This window comes from Nonomuraea sp. NPDC049625 (genome assembly GCF_040675285.1).
Classification (GTDB): Bacteria; Actinomycetota; Actinomycetes; order Streptosporangiales; family Streptosporangiaceae; genus Nonomuraea; species Nonomuraea angiospora_A.
In genome coordinates this window covers 284,362-299,412 of sequence record NZ_JBFAOQ010000017.1, presented here as the reverse complement: position 1 = coordinate 299,412, position 15,051 = coordinate 284,362, and the positions used below count along the sequence as shown (strand labels likewise).

Below are 15,051 nucleotides of genomic sequence, written 5' to 3'. Positions count from 1 at the left end.
GATCAGCCCGCCGAGGCGGTCACGTCGAATGACCGTGATGTCATCCTCGACCGTGTCGGGAAGGGCCCTCAGCGGAGCAGCCTGGCCCAGGGAGCGCCTGCGGCAACACCATCCAGAGCATCGCACACACCCTCCTATCCGATCCTGCCCTCGACTACGAAGAACTGGGCGTCGACTACTACGACACCCGCGTACACCATAAACGGCAGATATCCAGCCATATCCGCGGGCTGCAACGCCTGGGCTACCGCGTCACCCTCGAACCCCTCGACACCGGCGAAGCGGCCGCCTGACACCCACAGCGCTTCAACCGAAGAGCCAGACCCCGATCTCAGCGGCGTGAACACCGCTGAGATGTTGCCACGCGTTGGCTAACGCCGTGTTTTCGGGCCAGGAACCTGAACCCCTCCGCCCTGTCCCCCAGCTCGATCACCAGGTTCTTGGTCTGCTGCGCAACCCACGGCCCGGTCGGATGCCCGGTGACACCGAGGACGTGCACCCGGCGAGTCCTGATCTCCATGACGACCAGGCAATACAGGCGTCTGAACAGCACGGTGTCGCAGTGGAAGAAGTCGCATGCCAGGATTCCTGTGGCTTGAGCACGCAGGAACTCACTCCAGGACGGTCCCGCGCGTCGTGGCGCTGGGACGATGCCGGCCTTCTTCAAGATCAGCCACACCGTGGAGGCCTCCCTCGCCAGACGAATTGCCAGGGTCCGGATGGAGGCGCGGGTAGGAGGCCGGCCAAGGCTACGGCGCTTAAACGTCCGCCGCCGCCGCACCAGATCCGCGTGCCAGCGCAGCAGCGTGCCCGGCATCACGATCAACCGCCGACGACCGGCCGGGGACAGCAGCCGTGCCAGCGCGCTGATCACCGCCCGATCCGCCCACGACGGCCGAGGCCTTGCCACCTGCCGACGCAACACCGCGAGTTGATGACGCAAGACAAGGATCTCCGCGTCCTTCGACCTCTGTCAGCGGGCCAATAGCACCACCCACCCCGCGAGTTGGGCGAAGATCAGATAAAGCATCGCAACGCCATAAACAGCGATCATGCCCGCAAGAATGGGAACGCCAAACCCCAGGTCAGCTCCGACGGCCGAGTTTCGGGCACCCACAAGTTGTCCGGGGCCCCGACGTCCCACACAGCAACACGGACAGAATTGACACAGAAGCTGGATGGCGGTGGCGCGGCGCACCCGAGCGGGCCGGCACCGCCGGGTTCGTGCCGCGCGAGTTCCTGTTCTCCTGCCCGGACTGTCCTGCGGTTCTCTGACCTACGCGGCACGACGTCGCGACGGCGTAGCCCAAGATCATCTCGTGGCGGGTTTGGAGCGTATCTGGGTCACACCCCTCCTACCGCTGGACCCCGCCCAGTGGAGGCTGGCGACAGGCTGACCAGGGGAAATCGATCTCCGCCCTGACCTTCGACGCCACCGGGCACACGCTAGTTGCGGCCTCGATGAACTTGCAGGGCGGCTGGGCCGGCGACCTGCGCGCCTGGGACGTGTCGGACCCGGCGCACCCCGCCGCTCTCGGCGGCCAGCTGAGCGAACAGCACCTGCCGGTCAGGGGGATGGCCGCCACGTCCCAGGGACCATACCTCTACAGCGCCGAGCTGTTCGGCACCATCCGCGTCTGGCGGACGAGCGACGGAGCCGCCCCCATGGCCTCCGGTCGCGTTGTGAGCAACCAGCCGATCCTCTCCCTGGCCGTCGACCCAAGCTCACGGCTGGCCGTGACAGGCGGCGCGGACAACACGATTCAGCTGTGGGACCTGTCGCGGCCCCGCTCCTCCACAGCCATCGGAAAGCCGCTGCCGGTCGGCGGCGTCGTTTACAGCGTCGGCTTCGCTTCGGATGGCAAGTTGCTCGCAAGCGGTGCGCTCGGCCAGATCAGACTGTGGGATACCTCCGCGCCCGCATTCACCTCGGCCTATGGCCTCCCGGTCACCGGACATAATGGTCTCGTTCAAGTCCTGCTGTTCAGCCCGCGTGGGAATCTGCTGATCAGCGGCGGGGAGGACGGCACCGTGCGGCTCTGGCAGACCGACCCGGGCCGCACCTTTGCGATCCTGTGCGCGTCGACAGGCAGGGCCATGACACCCAATTTGTGGAAGGACTACGTGTCACTCGCCCTGGCATACGATCCGCCCTGCGGCGAGTGACTGCGCAACCCGGACTCCGCTATCTCCTTCGTCGAGCCATCGCCCGACGCGGGCCCGGTCGAGGCCCCCGAGTGTCCGCGAGGGCGCTCAGCGGTCTGACGGGCGGGGTTCGGCGATCACGTCGCCACTGACCCATCGCGGTGAACGACGCGGGCACGCGGCACTCCTGGCCGCCAACACCGTCCGCGACGCCGCGAACGCCATCCCCTGGCCGGAGCTCGTGGACCAGGAGTGTGACCGGTTGGGCCAGCAGGTGTCCTGCTGCCGCACCAGGGTGTCGATAAGACCGCTCTGCAGGGTTGTGTTACTCCCGAGGCATGATTCCTCTCGGATCCACTGTCCTCCCAAAAGGATCAAGACACTATCCCGCGAGACAACGACAAGAACTCCAACACGCCGACTTGGCGGGGAGTCCAATTCGGTAACCGCTTGCCCGGCAGCTACCCTGCTACCGGGCCCAAGCCGGCGCTGGGAGTACTGCGAGGACATGCGGCCTCGTGTGGGCGTTCGATCCCGGCTGCGTCTGGCGCGCGAAGGTCTGGAGCGGAAGCGGGAGAACCTGGCCGGCTCGGCCAGCAGGCGCCCGCCCCGATAGTGGGCCGAGATCGCCAGCCCGTCGTACTTGGGCTCGACGCTCCAGGCGGTGACGCGCCTGCCGAGACGACGTGCGAGGCCGGCGGCCCAGCTGGCGAGGGTGCCCGGGGAGAACACGTTGTCCAGGCTCAGCATGGGCACGGTGCGGGACGTCGCCGGTGACGGCCCGACGGCGACCTTGTCGGTGGGGGGAGGCGTCATCGATCTCTCCGGGCTCACTCAGCCGTGACAGGCTCCGCCGGCTCGGTCGGGACGTCACGAACGGGGAACCGCACGGTCGGCGTCCTCACCGGGGTTCGTCTGGTTGATCCAGGCTAGTACCGGCGGACCGAGCGCCAGATGTGTTCGGGCAGCGCGCGGGCGGCCTCCTGCAGATCGAGGTCCCCTACGGTGAGCCAGCGGCGGACGGCGCCGACGACCGGGCCCAGGACGAGGGACTCGATCACGGGCACAGAGAGCTCGGCGAGTTCGCCGGATTCCTGGTGCGCGCGGATCCAGAGGGCGATCGGTGTCAGCCGGGCCTCCTGGGAGTCACGGATCTGCCTCGCGTGGGCCATACCCTCTCTGTCCGCGCTGACGGAGTGCAGGATGCGGGCCGCGTCCGGATGGGCCTGGACGAAGTCCAGGTAGGCCATGACAGCGGCCTGGACACCGGAGCGGGCGTCGCTCGCCTGTGCCAGCGCTTCCACCAGTGTCTTCAGGAGCTGGTCCAGCGAGCGCAGCGCGAGGGCTGCGACCACGCCGTCGAGACTGCCGAAGTGGTGATAGAGGCTTCCGGAACTGACCCCGCTGGCTTTGGTGATCGCGCCGAGGGTGAGACCGGCTTCCCCCGACGAGGCATAGATGCGAAGCGCTGCGTCCAGCACCTGTTCGACTGTGGCTTCGCCGCGTTGTTGCTTCCGGCTCATCGAACAGACGTCCTCGATCTCATCGCAGCGCATCCCCGGGTCCTCGCCACAAACAGTATAGATCATTGTTCTAGACTTTTTTCTAGAAACACGCCCCATCCTGAAGACGGACCTCCCACACTGGACTCCGCACCGGACACGAGCACGCCTGCGACACGGAGCCGCCGCGCGATGCCGGCTGCGATCGCGAGGGCCAGCACGCACCCCTGTCCGGCCAGTACTCCGAACGCAGGCGCCGCAACGCCGCCGACCAGACGGCGGAGGACCGACCAGATGAGGGGACCCCATGACCGAGCCGGGCCCTACAGCAGGGCAGCCACCACCTCCCGAGGGACAGCCGCCGTTAGGCTCGACGTTCGCTCCACCACCGCCCGGCCATCGCCCACCGCCCGGCCATCCACCCGCGCCGGCGCGCCGCCCGAAGACCGGGAGATTCCGGATGCTGACCGGACCTCAGCGCGCGCTGCTCCTCGCCGGGGCCGGCGCTTTGGTCCTGGCGCTGGTGGCGGGGCTGCTGGCCTGGGTGAACCCCTCCTCCGACTCCACCTCCGGCACGTCCGCGGCCAAGCGGAATCTGAAACCGTTCGAGCAGGCCGTCGCCAACCTGGCCAAGGCCCCGGGCCTGCGATACCGCGACACGGCGATCGTCGGCATCACCGAACGAGACATCACCGTCACCGCGTCCGGAAGTCAGTTCGGCACCACAGGCGACGGTATCGAGGACCACGATGAAGACGTCCTGCGGATTGGCGGGAAGACCTTCACCCGGTGGCAGGTAGACCCGGCCCCCGACTTCGACGTCAAGCCTGGCACAAAGACCCCCAGCGAATGGGCGGTCGGGCATGAAGACGGCTCCAAGCTATTGAACGAGGTTCTCGACCAGCGGCCGTCGCCACCAAAGCTGGCGGCTCAACTGTCCAAGGCCCTGAAGGATCTGGACGACATACCGCAGGCGGCCGACCCGGAGCAGAAGCCCGTCACCGTGAACGGGAAACCCGCACTCGGGATCGACACCTCGGCGGGCCGTCTGCTCATCACCCGGCAGAAGCCATACCGGGTGCTGCGCCTGGAACCCTACGACCTGTCCGAATTGGCCAAGCGTTTCCTGAACGGGGAAACGCCGACCGAGATCCCCCAGGTAACGACCGGTCCCCTGGTCGAGAGCGACTCCAAGGGGATGGACCTGACACCGATCGTCGGGGACGCCGTCTCCCGGATGTTCGACACCTTGGAGAAGCAGGCCAAGCAGCTCAAGGACGCGAGCGACAGCGGCATCAACTTCACCCTCGACGGTTCGGGCAACTTGAACTGCGGCGCGGGGGGCTGCACCGCCAACCAGAAGTTCACCGGAGAGGTCACCAGCGGGGCGAAGACCCGCATCACCGACGGCAATGTCACCGCCATCATGAGCGCGACCTTCACCATCGGCGGCCAGCCCGCAGGACAGTGCACCAGCAGCCGCAGCACTTTCCCCCTCACCGGCAACACCGTCTCCGGCACCCTCGCCTGCACCAGCGCTAGCGCCGGCCCGGTCTACACCTCGGTCGCCGCGAAGTACAAGGCCGATGCCGAGGCCCAGTCCCGCGCCAGCGGCGGCCAAACAGTCCGCTACAGCATCCCCCTCCGCGCCAGAACCCTTATCGACGCCCGCGCCCTCGCTGCGGTCGAGGTGAAACAGCTCGTCGACCGCGTGCGACGCGAACGGGGCACCGCGGATTGCGCCAAGCCCCACAGCTTCCCGCCCGGCACCCAGGTCCTCCTCGCCGATGGAGCCCCCAGGGCTATCGAAGACATCCGCATCGGGGACCAGGTGACCGCCACCGACCCCGAAACCGGACTCACCGCCGCACGGTCGGTCACCAACACCATCACCACCGAGAACGATGAGAACTTCACACGCCTCATCGTTGCAACCGACCGGGCCCCGCGACCATCACGGCAACCGACAACCACCCGTTCTGGTTGATAGACGCCAAGCGATGGACCGACGCTGCAGACATCCGAATCGGCGACGAACTACGCAGCCCCACAGGCTTGTCCCCCCAAGTGACAGGAGTACTCAACCAACAGGGCCGACAGCGCACACACGACCTCACTGTCAGTGGTCTCCACGCGTACTATGTGCTGGCTGGCGAGACGCCGGTCTTGGTTCACAACAGCGACTGCCCCAATGGGAAGCTGTCGGATCCTCTGCCCAGAGGGATGAACAACAAGATCGCTTCGGCCTATGACGATGTGAAGGCCGGGCGGATTACCTCGCATGACACTTACAAAGGACGCGAACATCCGTGGTGGGCAGGATCGAAGGAGTACCGCGTGCCCGGCAGGCCGGAAAGTGACAGAATCCTGGTAAAGGAGTTGCCCAATGGCGTCAAGGTGTACGGTTGGACGTCCACGCATTACCAGAAGATTCAACGCTTCGGCGCGCCGCACTTCCCAGATTCGGGATGGAATTAGTAACCTTATTGGTTAACTGATGCAGCGGCATTTGCCTGTCGCTGCATCAGTTCCGCTCTGGAATGGAATATGGCTAAAGAATTGCCCGTGATAGCTGAGATGGATTTTCCGATGTACGTGCTGTCCGATGAAGAGTCTGGGAATGTGCTTGTCGCGGCCGAAGAAGTGGAGGGATTTTTTGTAGACCCACAAGAGGAGTCGCCGGAAGTAGTCTTCCTGAGGGCTCATGAGGTCAACAAGGATAGGCGTAGGACTGAAGCTGCAGTGCTAGAGATTATGAATCCTCAAGGGGGGAAGATTGGCGAGTACTTCGTAGGCCGGGTTGTGCGGATTGATTTGGGAATAGAATCGCCAAACGACAAAATTTCGAGCGTCTCATACCGCATTTTTGGCAATCGCTGCGAGTATCCCAAGGCTGCAAAAATTTGGCGACGATGGGCATCGGGCGTGGCTTTGGTGAAGGGTGAGTGGCTTCAACAGCCGGTGAGTTACCAGAGCACCTGGTTGCATGTTGTTCAGAATTCTTGGTTTGCTTCGAATCGTAGGGCCGCCCGCTATGGCGTCGGCGATGTGGCTGATTTGGACGGTGAACACATTTCTACGAAGTCGGGATTCTACTGCGCATTGGGTGAGGCAGTAAATGGTCCTGGCGGGTACTTTGGGTCAAATCTTGACGCACTCGCGGAGTGCATTTCTTCGAGTAGTGCTGAGAGGCCTCCGCTGAAGATTGTTTGGCGAAATTTTCAGACATCCCAAAACTCACTAGATCCCGCCTTTCTAGAATCGGTAATGGGGATCATGCGCGAATTTCGCGTAGATGTCGCAACTTGCTGACTTCGGTTTGTTGCGAGTGTGTGCACGTAAATTTGAGGCCCCGCCGCGCAATGCCTGGAAGGGCGCCTGTATGGGGTGACGGCAACGTCAGTGGATGAGGGCGGCACAGAGTGGAGGTTCGTCGCCGTCGGCGTTGTCTGTACCAGGATTCGGCAGGCCGTCGAGCTCACGCCCCAAAAGCCGCCGCGGCCTGGTCGCCCCCGCTCCAGCCGAGATCCGCCGTCACTCAACCGGCATGAGCCCACCTGGCAGCTGCGGGAGGGGGAGCTCTGCGCCTGCCGAAAACCACATCCATACACGTCAATCAGGCTCTGCATCACTTTTGAAGCGCCTACAAGTTCTGCTGGCAAGCAGACGCACATCGCCGACCGATGGCTGCTCGGTGGTTGCCGTGGGGCTAGACGAGTAAGGCCTAAGTCGTTCGGAGTGCAGGTACGACGAAGGTGTCGAGGATCGATGTGTGACCAACGACCTCAACACCCTTCTGACCGCACTGTACGTGAGGATCGACGACTGGCTGGGCGAATCACCCCGGTTAGGACGACCACCCCAACTGACCGACGCCGAGTTGCTGACTTTGGCGGTGGCTCAGGTCCTACTCGGCGTGCATTCCCAGGCCAGCTGGCTGCGCTACGTACCCGCACATCTGCCCGGCGCCTTTCCGTACCTGCCCGGCCAGTCCGGCTACAACAAGCGCCTGCACAAGGCCTTGCCCCTGCTCAAACGGGCGATCCGGGCGTTGGCCCACGACACCGACCTGTGGGATGACCCGGTCTGGGGGGCCGACTCCACCCCGGTCGCGTGCGGTCGTTCCCGCCCCACCGCCCGCCGTTCCGAGCTGGGTGCGGCTCCTTCTGAGGGAGTGGCTGAGCTGGGGGTTCGTAGTTCGGGCCTGGCTGTGTGAGGGATCGCGTCCTACCGTCTGAGGCAAGGCGGTGGTGGCGATGGGCTCGTTGCTGGAGGAGCTGGCGCGGCGGGAGGCTGCAGCTCGGCGTCGGATCGAGGGGCTGCGACAGCAGATCAGCGAGCTGACCGAGCGGCTGGGGGCCGAGGAGGACCGGTTATCTCGTCTAGTGGTCACGCGCGAGACGGTTGAGGAGATCCTTGGTGAGGCCGCCTCGCTGGTCGAGGAGCCCGAAGAGGAGGGCGGCTCGGCTGATGCCGCGGGGACGGAAGAGGGGCCCCCGGAGGTGGTGCGGTTGGGGGTGGTGACGGTGCCGCGATGGCGTTCGGGGATGGGGACGAAGGTGTTACCGCAGGCGTATCGGGACGCGGTTGAGATCTTGGTTGATGGGGGCGGGCCGATGCGGGCGGGGCAGCTGCTGGTGGCGATGGGCCTACAGGATGCGGCCTCGACGCGGGAGGGGCTGTGGTCGAAGCTGAAACGGCTGGTCGAGCGTGGTTGGCTGGAGGAGGTGGGCGCTGGCTTGTTCATGGTGACCGAGCAGGTGACCGGGCAGGTGACCGGCCGCGCATCGAAGAGGGGGCCGGCTGGTTCCGGTGATGGCATCGGGTCCTCACCACCGCAGTGATTGCGGCGGGGCTCTCCTGCCAGGGAGGTTCGAAGGTGCCAACCAGTCGAAACCGCCCACGAGAAGAGCCCTGCGGTGGAACCGTACTGTGCAGACGCGGCCGCTGACGTCTTTGCAGCGGCGATCGAAACCTTCAACTGTCTACTCGGACAGCTCGCCGACCCCCAGACCGCGTCCTGGACGCATGATCGGCTTGAGGAGGTGATCGAGCAGCAGGGCCGTGAGCTGCTGCGGCTGTTGTTACAGGCCCATCTGGACCTGCGGGCGCTACGCGAGCAGGACGCCGTCGCCGAGGCCGGGATCGGTGGGGCCGCGGTGGTGGGAGCTGATGGCCTGCCGCGGCGGCGGGTGGAGATGCGGCATCACCGGCTGCTGGCCACCGTCTTCGGGACGGTGACCGTGACGCGGTGCGCCTGGCGTGCTCCCGGCCTGCCGAACGTCTATCCCGCGGACATGGCGTTGTCGCTGCCCGCGGGTCGGCACAGCCACGGCCTGGCCCGCCTGGCGGTGGCCGAAGCGGTCCGCGGTTCGTTCGATGCCGCACACGCCGCGATCACCGCTCGGTGCGGGAACGTGCTCGGCAAACGGCAGCTGCAACGCCTGGTCCAGGCCGCCGCCGTCGATATCGACGCCTTCTATCAGCAGCGCAGCCCCGTGCCGCGGACCCGTGATGAGCTGCTGGTGCTCAGCTGTGACGCCAAGGGCGTGGTGATGCGGCCCGAGGCGCTTCGCCCGGCCACCGCGAAAGCGGCTGCCCGAGCCACCCGCACGTTCCGGACCCGCCTTGCGGCCGGTTCGCCAGCACCTCGTGGCGAGGACATGGATCGGTCGTTAATCTCCACCATCGCGTCTATTCTCGCCGGAGTCAGACGCCGGGGCGGTGCACTGGGAAGCCGCTCCTGCACGAACATCACACCGTCATTCAGGTCGACCACAAGATCGTGCCTGGGCACCGGTAGCCCGCGGTCACGGACATAGGAAAGCACGTCGGCCGTACGCTTGGCTTCGGCGAGTGAGCCCAGAAATCGAGTCACCACGGCTTGCCGGCCGTCCGGCCACTCGGCGTAGATTGCGCCGCCGAGCCTCCCGTGCAGAGCGCGGCCGACGATCCTCAAATCCGCACCGGTACGTCGATTGATCGCTGAGACGATCTCGTGATCTCGTGTCGTCGGAGACCTGCTATCCATATCCGTAGCCTTACGTCAGACCGCGATCAGGCGATCACCCTTCGGTGCCCCGCATCGGGGCACAGTGGCAAAGTGCGTGCGAACTCGGCGCAGACCTCGGCGAACTGCGCCGAGGTGTACTCCTCGCCGTCAGGGGATCAAAGCAACCCGACGATCACCTAAGTTCACGGCATTGGGCCCCAGCCCCGCGCCGCACACCTCAGTTGGCTCGCCAGCCTGGCGCGCAAGAACCAGAACTCGTTGCTCAGCATGGCATCGAGCAGGAAGCATGCGGTGGGTCCTGGACCGATGCCCAGGACCCACCGCAGCTCGATGTCGTAGAGATCAGAAGTCGAATTCGCCCTTTTTGGCACCGTCAACGAACGCGCCCCAGACCGAGGACGATACGACGTATGCGGGCAGATCGGGGCGTTCGGAGTCGCGCAGGCCCACGCGCCCGTCGCCCAAGGGCGCCACTTCGATGCAGTCGCCGCTGTCGCCAGAGCGGGTCGCCTTGCGCCATTCGGCGGTCTTGAGGAGCTCTTTGGTCAGTTCGTCCATTTCTCTGCCATCTCCCTAATCAGCTGCAGCGAGGCACGACGGGGCAGGGCCTCGTTGTGCAACATCTCGTACTTCAACCTGACTTCCCGGACCCGCCCACTGTCAGCGGTGATCTGACCCATGGTGATCGACTCCAGATAGGCCATATCCGGCATCCCCGGCCCACTGGCGAGGATGAATGCTCCCTGTAGGCCGGTAGTCAGCCAGGAGTTTCGCGGGAGCACGCGGACGTTGATACGAGGGTGTTCGTCCAGTGCGGCCAACTGTGCCATCTGTTCGGCCATCACCGCCTCACTGCCGGTCGGTCGAGTTAGGACGCCCTCGTCCAGTATCGCCCATAGCGTAGGCCCAACTTCCCGATACAGAACATGCTGGCGCTCCATGCGTGCGGCGACGTTCCGCTCAACCTCCTCCTCCGTGATGGTGGGCTTGCCACGGAAGATGGCTTGTGCGTATGCCTGGGTCTGGAGCAAGCCGGGGACGATCAGCGGCTGCCAGGTACGGAGGATGTCTGCTTGCTGTTCGATCTCCGCTAGCTGAGCGAGCCAGATCGGCCAATGCGAGGCGTGTTCGACGGTCTCGCGCCAGCGCGCCAGCAGTCCCCCGTCCGCGCCCAGCGCGGTGTCGGCGGCGTGGGCGAAGTCTTCGTCGGCCGGGCGTTCTCCGCGTTCGACCATGCTGATCTTCGAGACCGACCAGCCGAGCATGGCGGCGAGTTCTTTTTGCCGCTTGCCTGCCGCTATGCGGTATTCGCGAAGATGTACACCGAATTCTGCTCTGGGCGCTTTTAGTGTGGATTCCGGCTCGGTGTCTTCCAAGGCAGAATGCCTCCCTCCCGTTGGCACACGAGAAACGCACGCGACATGTGTGTTAGCACACTTGGTTCGTGCCTGGGAAGTGCTTTGCAATACATCCCGTAGGCAGGGGTTTTCTGGGATGGTCTCTTCAGGCCAGCTCGACGCGTCGCAGCCAGCCACACAAAGACATGATCGTGCGTGTATACACCATTCTCATTCTTCTCGTAAACGGCATGGCTGGTGATCGAGGATAAGCGAGGCGGATTCGATGATCTACGACATTTCCCCCTCCGAACTTCAGGCCATCGGGACCATCCGGCTAGCGCGCAGCGGCCGGGCCCCATATCGGGCTCGGCAAACTGTCAGCGTTTGGCTGGAGCCTGAGCATCCCGCCCGGGAGATAGCGGTCTTGGCAGCGTCGGAGCTGGTCACCAACGCGGTGAGGTACGCCGACGCTCCCAGCTCCAGTGCTGGTCCTGGTGGCAGTCCGGAGGCGATCACGCTCGAGCTGTATCAGGGGCGCGACTACCTGCGACTGGCGGTGACCGATCCCGGATCGTCCTGCTCCGAGCCGTCGTGTATCCCGCTCCAGGCGCCGAGCCTGGACGCCGAGCGGGGCCGGGGACTGGCGATTGTGGAGGCCCTGTCACGCAATCGGTGGGGTAGCTACCGAGTGCCCCCGGACGGGCTGCGCCTGGTGTGGTGTCACCTCGACCTCAACCCGACACCAGCGCAGGTCGAGGAGTTGTTCCGCTCCCCCATATAGCTGACCCGCCTCAGCTCGCTCACGGGTTCCTACTGGCCGGAAGGTCAGAGAGCTGTGGTGGGCCACCGTCTCCTGTCCTGTTCATCCCGCTGATCGGCACCGCCATCTTGGTCGACTCACTCACCGCTCCCGGCAGCTACCCGCGTCGGTGACGATCACGGCACTCATGGGCGGGCCGAGCCCCTCATCTCTGTCTAGCTCGGGCACTGTAACCGGGTCCGCTGTCGGGCTGCTCATGGCCGCTTCCAGCTCACCCGGGCCCCTGAGCCTTCCCCGGTTCTGTCTCCCTCGTGAATGGAGTCTCTGGTCATGTCTCGCCAGAAGACGATCATTGTGTTGGCTGTGTTGCTGACCGCCGGCGACATCGTCTTCGCCTTGCTGGCCCCTGCCAGCATGACCAAGCCGGTCTCTCTGGTCCTGGTCATTGCCCTGCTGATCGGCTACCTCTTCGCCGCTCTGCGGTCGATCTACCGCGCCCGGCGAGCCGCCAGCCGCAACCAGGCCCAGCCGGAACACCCCCAGCCGCCGTACCCGCCTGCCCCGTGAACAGCAGGCCGTCCCCCTCCCGACCACCTGTCCATCCTTTGGAGCCAGCCATGCCCGAGCCTGTTACCCCGACCATGGCCGCGCAAGCCATCACCTACCTCACCAACCTGCAGGAACTACTGCATGATCTCGGCCTGCACGCCCGCCTGCTCACCCCGGACGAACGGCTACCGTGTCTACGGGTGATCAACCCTCAAGCCGCCACCATGTCGGAGATCATCTCCGCGGCGCCGAGGGACGACCGATGGTTGTTTTGGTGGTCATGGCCCGAACCCATCAATGACGTCACCGATCCCGCCACAGCCGCCAAACGCATCTGCCACGTCCTGGCCACCACACCAGCGGGCACCGCATAACCATGGTCAGTGCGACACAACCGACGTTCACGTGGACGCCCGATGCCGACGCCCGGCAACCCCAAGGATGCTCGTCAGCGGCGGGGTTGCGTCCCTTCGGGTTGTCTGCGTGCCGGGTGCGATAGCCTCCAGCATCCACGGTCGCCCCTCAAAGGGGTCGAACGCATGTGGGTGGCAGCATCCCATGACGTTTCTCGGGCTAACACTGAGCGGTGGCGCAGTCGCGCTCACCGCATCCTCGAGACCAGCGGCAGCCCCATTCCTCAAAGGCCCAGGTCAGCCACCTCCCTCGGCGACGATCATCACGACCCGCCGTTCGCCGGAACGTCACCGAAAGGCGATCCCTCGCCTCCTGCGATAGCCGCGGCCGGACCCCGGCGACGCGACGCAACGCGGTGGGCCGTCCAAAAGACGTCCGGCAGCAGCGCCCCCTCTTTTGTTTGCGTGTGCTGCTGTCGGGCTCGGGCCCCTGCGGGTAAGACGCGGATGCCCCACATCCCTGGGGCCGCATCATCCCTTCCTTACCCACAGGGCTCCTCCCCACGGGGAGGCCAGGAGCGGAAGATCAAGGAAGCAGGTCGGCCGAGCCACGGCCGACCTGTCTCCCCGACCACGTCTACTTCCCGAAGGTTAACGTGCCCCTCTCGGACGTGATTGTGGTCGCCCTGCCGGTGGCAGGTGGATCAACGAGCCGCCGATCTCTCTAGACGTGTCGTTCGCCGTCGGCTTGTGGTCTGTTCGGGGCCGGGCGGTGCGGCGTCCCGGCAAGGCCGACGGTGGTGCCGACGACGGTGCTTGCGCGGCGAGCAGTGCGGCGGTCGCTTCTGCTGCCGCGGCGGCGGCTTCAGGGTAGACGCTGGTGTAGGTGTCGCGGGTGAACGCCGACGAGGTGTGCCCGAGCGTTTCCTGCACAATCTTGATATCCACCCCGGCCGCGAGCATGGCGGTGGCCGCTCCGTGGCGCAGGTCATGCAGCCGGATCGGCGGCAGACCAGCTTCATAGCACAGCCAGTAGAAGCGGTCGGTCACGTGCTGTGGGTGCAGCGGCCGGCCCAGCTCATCGGTGAACACGAATCCGGACTCGACCCATTCTCCGCCGACCGCCAGCCGTTCCCGAGCCTGACGCTTCTTGTGCTCTTTCAGGATGGCCATCGTCTCTGCATCCACCGCGATCTCACGGTCACTGGCATCGGTCTTCGGGGTGCCCTGGATCGCGGCCCAGCCGAGCTGGGTGATCTGCCAATGCACGCCGATCCTGCTCTTTTCGAAGATGACGTCCGGCCAGCGCACCCCGACCCCTTCACCACGCCGCAGGCCGCGTACCGCGATCAGCCGATACAACGCGAACAGCCGATCCCGGCGGGCGTAAGCGAGAAACGCCGACGTCTGTTCGGGGGTCCACACCATCACCGGCGACGGACGCGGAGCACCGATGTAGGCGGCGATCGGGTCGACCCGCTTGCCTTCGCGAGCTCGCTTGAGCCGGTCGGCGTGCTTGGCGTGGTCCTTGCGCCACTGGGTGACCTTCTCGGCGGTCCAGATGACGGGCTTGGGGCGGACGGCGGGAGCCAGTTCAACGACGGCGGCCGGGTTGAAGTCCAGCAGCCGGTCCTGGCAGATCGCGACGTTCAGCGCGTGCCGCAAGGTGGCGCGGATGCGATGCAGGGTGGTCGGGCCGACCGGACGCCGGTAGCGGACCGATGCCACGCGGGCGGGGTCGCCGCTGGCGCGCTCGGTGGCGATGATGTCGTTGAACTCCTCGATCGCGTCGAACATGCCCGCGATGTCGGAGACTCGTAGCCGGTCCAGCCGGATATCGCCCAGGTAGAGGTTGAGGTAGAGGCGGAGGTGGGCCTCGTAGGAGCGTTTCGTGGTCGCCTCGATCGCGCGCTTGCGCCCCAGGAACTCCCCCAGCCATTCGGCCACGGTGATGTGCCGGTTCAGGTCTTGGCGGGTGCGGACCTTGCGCCGCACCTCTTCGGTGTCGGGCAGGTTCTTGGTGTCCTTGAGGACCGACAGCATCAGCTTGGTGATCTGGCGCCGCACGGTGGGGTCGTTGTCGAGGGCGAGCAGGCCGCGGGCGTGGTCCAGTTCGGCCTCGGCGTCCTCCAGGGTGGCGAATCCGCTGCGGCGCAGCGGGCTACGCCGCTTGCCGTCGGCGTGTGCGGGCAGTTCGAGCTGGTAGGCCCAGGAGCCGTGAGTGGTGCTCCAGCGCTGTCGGCCGTCTCCGTGCGGGCGGCGCAGTTTGGGGCAGGTCTTGCTGATGTTCTTGCCCGTTGCGGGGTCGATGCAGCTGCAGATCTTGAATGTGGTGCCCTTGGCGACTTTGAGCTCCTTGCTCGCCGCCTTATCCGGGTCTTTCGCCATC

General features: G+C 65.5%; 17 protein-coding genes and 1 pseudogene. 11 read left to right on the top strand and 7 right to left on the bottom strand.

Going from position 1 to position 15,051, the window contains the following annotated elements:
- Positions 1 to 134: 134 nt before the first annotated feature.
- Both AB0J87_RS50590 and AB0J87_RS50585 read right to left on the bottom strand, forming a co-directional pair.
- Positions 135 to 347 (bottom strand): hypothetical protein, encoded by a 213-nt coding sequence (locus AB0J87_RS50590; RefSeq protein WP_363979772.1) that lies wholly within the window; start codon positions 345 to 347, stop codon positions 135 to 137.
- On the bottom strand, positions 332 to 874 hold the full coding sequence (locus AB0J87_RS50585; RefSeq protein ID WP_363979769.1) for a hypothetical protein: 543 nt from the start codon (positions 872 to 874) through the stop codon (positions 332 to 334). Before AB0J87_RS50585 ends, AB0J87_RS50590 begins: the two co-directional genes overlap by 16 nt.
- A gap of 587 nt (positions 875 to 1,461) precedes the next feature.
- On the opposite strand from AB0J87_RS50585, the gene AB0J87_RS50580 reads away from it, so the two are divergent.
- A complete protein-coding gene (locus tag AB0J87_RS50580; RefSeq protein WP_363979766.1) occupies positions 1,462 to 2,166 on the top strand; it encodes a hypothetical protein in 705 nt (234 codons plus the stop codon).
- A gap of 87 nt (positions 2,167 to 2,253) precedes the next feature.
- Here the strand turns inward: AB0J87_RS50580 and AB0J87_RS50575 are convergent, their stop codons facing one another.
- Positions 2,254 to 2,961, bottom strand: coding sequence for a hypothetical protein (locus AB0J87_RS50575; protein ID WP_363979763.1), 708 nt, complete (start codon positions 2,959 to 2,961; stop codon positions 2,254 to 2,256).
- A gap of 113 nt (positions 2,962 to 3,074) precedes the next feature.
- The gene (locus AB0J87_RS50570; RefSeq protein WP_363979760.1) at positions 3,075 to 3,701 is read right to left on the bottom strand and encodes a TetR/AcrR family transcriptional regulator; all 627 of its coding nucleotides are present in this window, start codon (positions 3,699 to 3,701) and stop codon (positions 3,075 to 3,077) included.
- Between the two features lie 406 nt (positions 3,702 to 4,107).
- On the opposite strand from AB0J87_RS50570, the gene AB0J87_RS50565 reads away from it, so the two are divergent.
- The 7 genes and pseudogenes from AB0J87_RS50565 (at position 4,108) to AB0J87_RS50535 (ending at position 9,469) form a co-directional block, all read left to right on the top strand.
- Complete coding sequence (locus AB0J87_RS50565; protein ID WP_363979757.1) at positions 4,108 to 5,634, top strand: hypothetical protein; 1,527 nt, start codon at positions 4,108 to 4,110, stop codon at positions 5,632 to 5,634.
- Positions 5,631 to 5,825 (top strand): annotated as a pseudogene (locus AB0J87_RS50560) (hypothetical protein); the annotation flags it as partial. The gene AB0J87_RS50565 and the pseudogene AB0J87_RS50560, both read left to right, overlap by 4 nt.
- Positions 5,826 to 5,870: 45 nt before the next feature.
- Positions 5,871 to 6,125, top strand: coding sequence for a hypothetical protein (locus AB0J87_RS50555; protein WP_363979839.1), 255 nt, complete (start codon positions 5,871 to 5,873; stop codon positions 6,123 to 6,125).
- A 69-nt stretch (positions 6,126 to 6,194) separates the two neighbouring features.
- Positions 6,195 to 6,959: a barstar family protein gene (locus AB0J87_RS50550; RefSeq protein ID WP_363979754.1), complete on the top strand. Its 765-nt coding sequence runs from the start codon at positions 6,195 to 6,197 to the stop codon at positions 6,957 to 6,959.
- Positions 6,960 to 7,419: 460 nt separating this feature from the next.
- On the top strand, positions 7,420 to 7,863 hold the full coding sequence (locus AB0J87_RS50545; RefSeq protein WP_363979751.1) for a hypothetical protein: 444 nt from the start codon (positions 7,420 to 7,422) through the stop codon (positions 7,861 to 7,863).
- Between the two features lie 40 nt (positions 7,864 to 7,903).
- Positions 7,904 to 8,491, top strand: coding sequence for a hypothetical protein (locus AB0J87_RS50540; protein WP_363979749.1), 588 nt, complete (start codon positions 7,904 to 7,906; stop codon positions 8,489 to 8,491).
- A 75-nt stretch (positions 8,492 to 8,566) separates the two neighbouring features.
- Complete coding sequence (locus AB0J87_RS50535; protein WP_363979746.1) at positions 8,567 to 9,469, top strand: hypothetical protein; 903 nt, start codon at positions 8,567 to 8,569, stop codon at positions 9,467 to 9,469.
- A 533-nt stretch (positions 9,470 to 10,002) separates the two neighbouring features.
- On the opposite strand, the gene AB0J87_RS50530 is transcribed toward AB0J87_RS50535, so the two are convergent.
- Both AB0J87_RS50530 and AB0J87_RS50525 read right to left on the bottom strand, forming a co-directional pair.
- Complete coding sequence (locus tag AB0J87_RS50530) at positions 10,003 to 10,218, bottom strand: DUF397 domain-containing protein (protein ID WP_363979744.1); 216 nt, start codon at positions 10,216 to 10,218, stop codon at positions 10,003 to 10,005.
- Positions 10,206 to 11,036: a helix-turn-helix transcriptional regulator gene (locus AB0J87_RS50525; RefSeq protein ID WP_363979741.1), complete on the bottom strand. Its 831-nt coding sequence runs from the start codon at positions 11,034 to 11,036 to the stop codon at positions 10,206 to 10,208. The genes AB0J87_RS50530 and AB0J87_RS50525 overlap by 13 nt, the downstream gene beginning before the upstream one ends.
- A 247-nt stretch (positions 11,037 to 11,283) precedes the next feature.
- On the opposite strand from AB0J87_RS50525, the gene AB0J87_RS50520 reads away from it, so the two are divergent.
- From AB0J87_RS50520 to AB0J87_RS50510, 3 genes are all read left to right on the top strand, one after another.
- Entirely contained in the window at positions 11,284 to 11,781 is a 498-nt protein-coding gene (locus AB0J87_RS50520; protein ID WP_363979738.1) for an ATP-binding protein, read from the top strand.
- Positions 11,782 to 12,090: 309 nt separating this feature from the next.
- The gene (locus AB0J87_RS50515; RefSeq protein WP_363979735.1) at positions 12,091 to 12,327 is read left to right on the top strand and encodes a hypothetical protein; all 237 of its coding nucleotides are present in this window, start codon (positions 12,091 to 12,093) and stop codon (positions 12,325 to 12,327) included.
- A gap of 50 nt (positions 12,328 to 12,377) precedes the next feature.
- Complete coding sequence (locus AB0J87_RS50510) at positions 12,378 to 12,683, top strand: hypothetical protein (RefSeq protein WP_363979732.1); 306 nt, start codon at positions 12,378 to 12,380, stop codon at positions 12,681 to 12,683.
- 630 nt (positions 12,684 to 13,313) lie between these two features.
- On the opposite strand, the gene AB0J87_RS50505 is transcribed toward AB0J87_RS50510, so the two are convergent.
- Positions 13,314 to 15,050, bottom strand: a complete 1,737-nt coding sequence (locus AB0J87_RS50505) for a site-specific integrase (protein WP_363979729.1) — start codon at positions 15,048 to 15,050, stop codon at positions 13,314 to 13,316.
- Between the last annotated feature and the right edge of the window lies 1 nt (position 15,051).

Coding starts and splice junctions, on each gene's coding strand:
- AB0J87_RS50565 (WP_363979757.1), top strand. CDS start 4,108: ATGCTGACCGGACCTCAGCGCGCGCTGCTCCTCGCCGGGGCCGGCGCT.
- AB0J87_RS50580 (WP_363979766.1), top strand. CDS start 1,462: ATGAACTTGCAGGGCGGCTGGGCCGGCGACCTGCGCGCCTGGGACGTG.
- AB0J87_RS50540 (WP_363979749.1), top strand. CDS start 7,904: ATGGGCTCGTTGCTGGAGGAGCTGGCGCGGCGGGAGGCTGCAGCTCGG.
- AB0J87_RS50510 (WP_363979732.1), top strand. CDS start 12,378: ATGCCCGAGCCTGTTACCCCGACCATGGCCGCGCAAGCCATCACCTAC.
- AB0J87_RS50530 (WP_363979744.1), bottom strand. CDS start 10,218: ATGGACGAACTGACCAAAGAGCTCCTCAAGACCGCCGAATGGCGCAAG.
- AB0J87_RS50555 (WP_363979839.1), top strand. CDS start 5,871: ATGAACAACAAGATCGCTTCGGCCTATGACGATGTGAAGGCCGGGCGG.
- AB0J87_RS50515 (WP_363979735.1), top strand. CDS start 12,091: ATGTCTCGCCAGAAGACGATCATTGTGTTGGCTGTGTTGCTGACCGCC.
- AB0J87_RS50570 (WP_363979760.1), bottom strand. CDS start 3,701: ATGCGCTGCGATGAGATCGAGGACGTCTGTTCGATGAGCCGGAAGCAA.
- AB0J87_RS50520 (WP_363979738.1), top strand. CDS start 11,284: ATGATCTACGACATTTCCCCCTCCGAACTTCAGGCCATCGGGACCATC.
- AB0J87_RS50505 (WP_363979729.1), bottom strand. CDS start 15,050: ATGGCGAAAGACCCGGATAAGGCGGCGAGCAAGGAGCTCAAAGTCGCC.
- AB0J87_RS50575 (WP_363979763.1), bottom strand. CDS start 2,961: ATGACGCCTCCCCCCACCGACAAGGTCGCCGTCGGGCCGTCACCGGCG.
- AB0J87_RS50550 (WP_363979754.1), top strand. CDS start 6,195: ATGGCTAAAGAATTGCCCGTGATAGCTGAGATGGATTTTCCGATGTAC.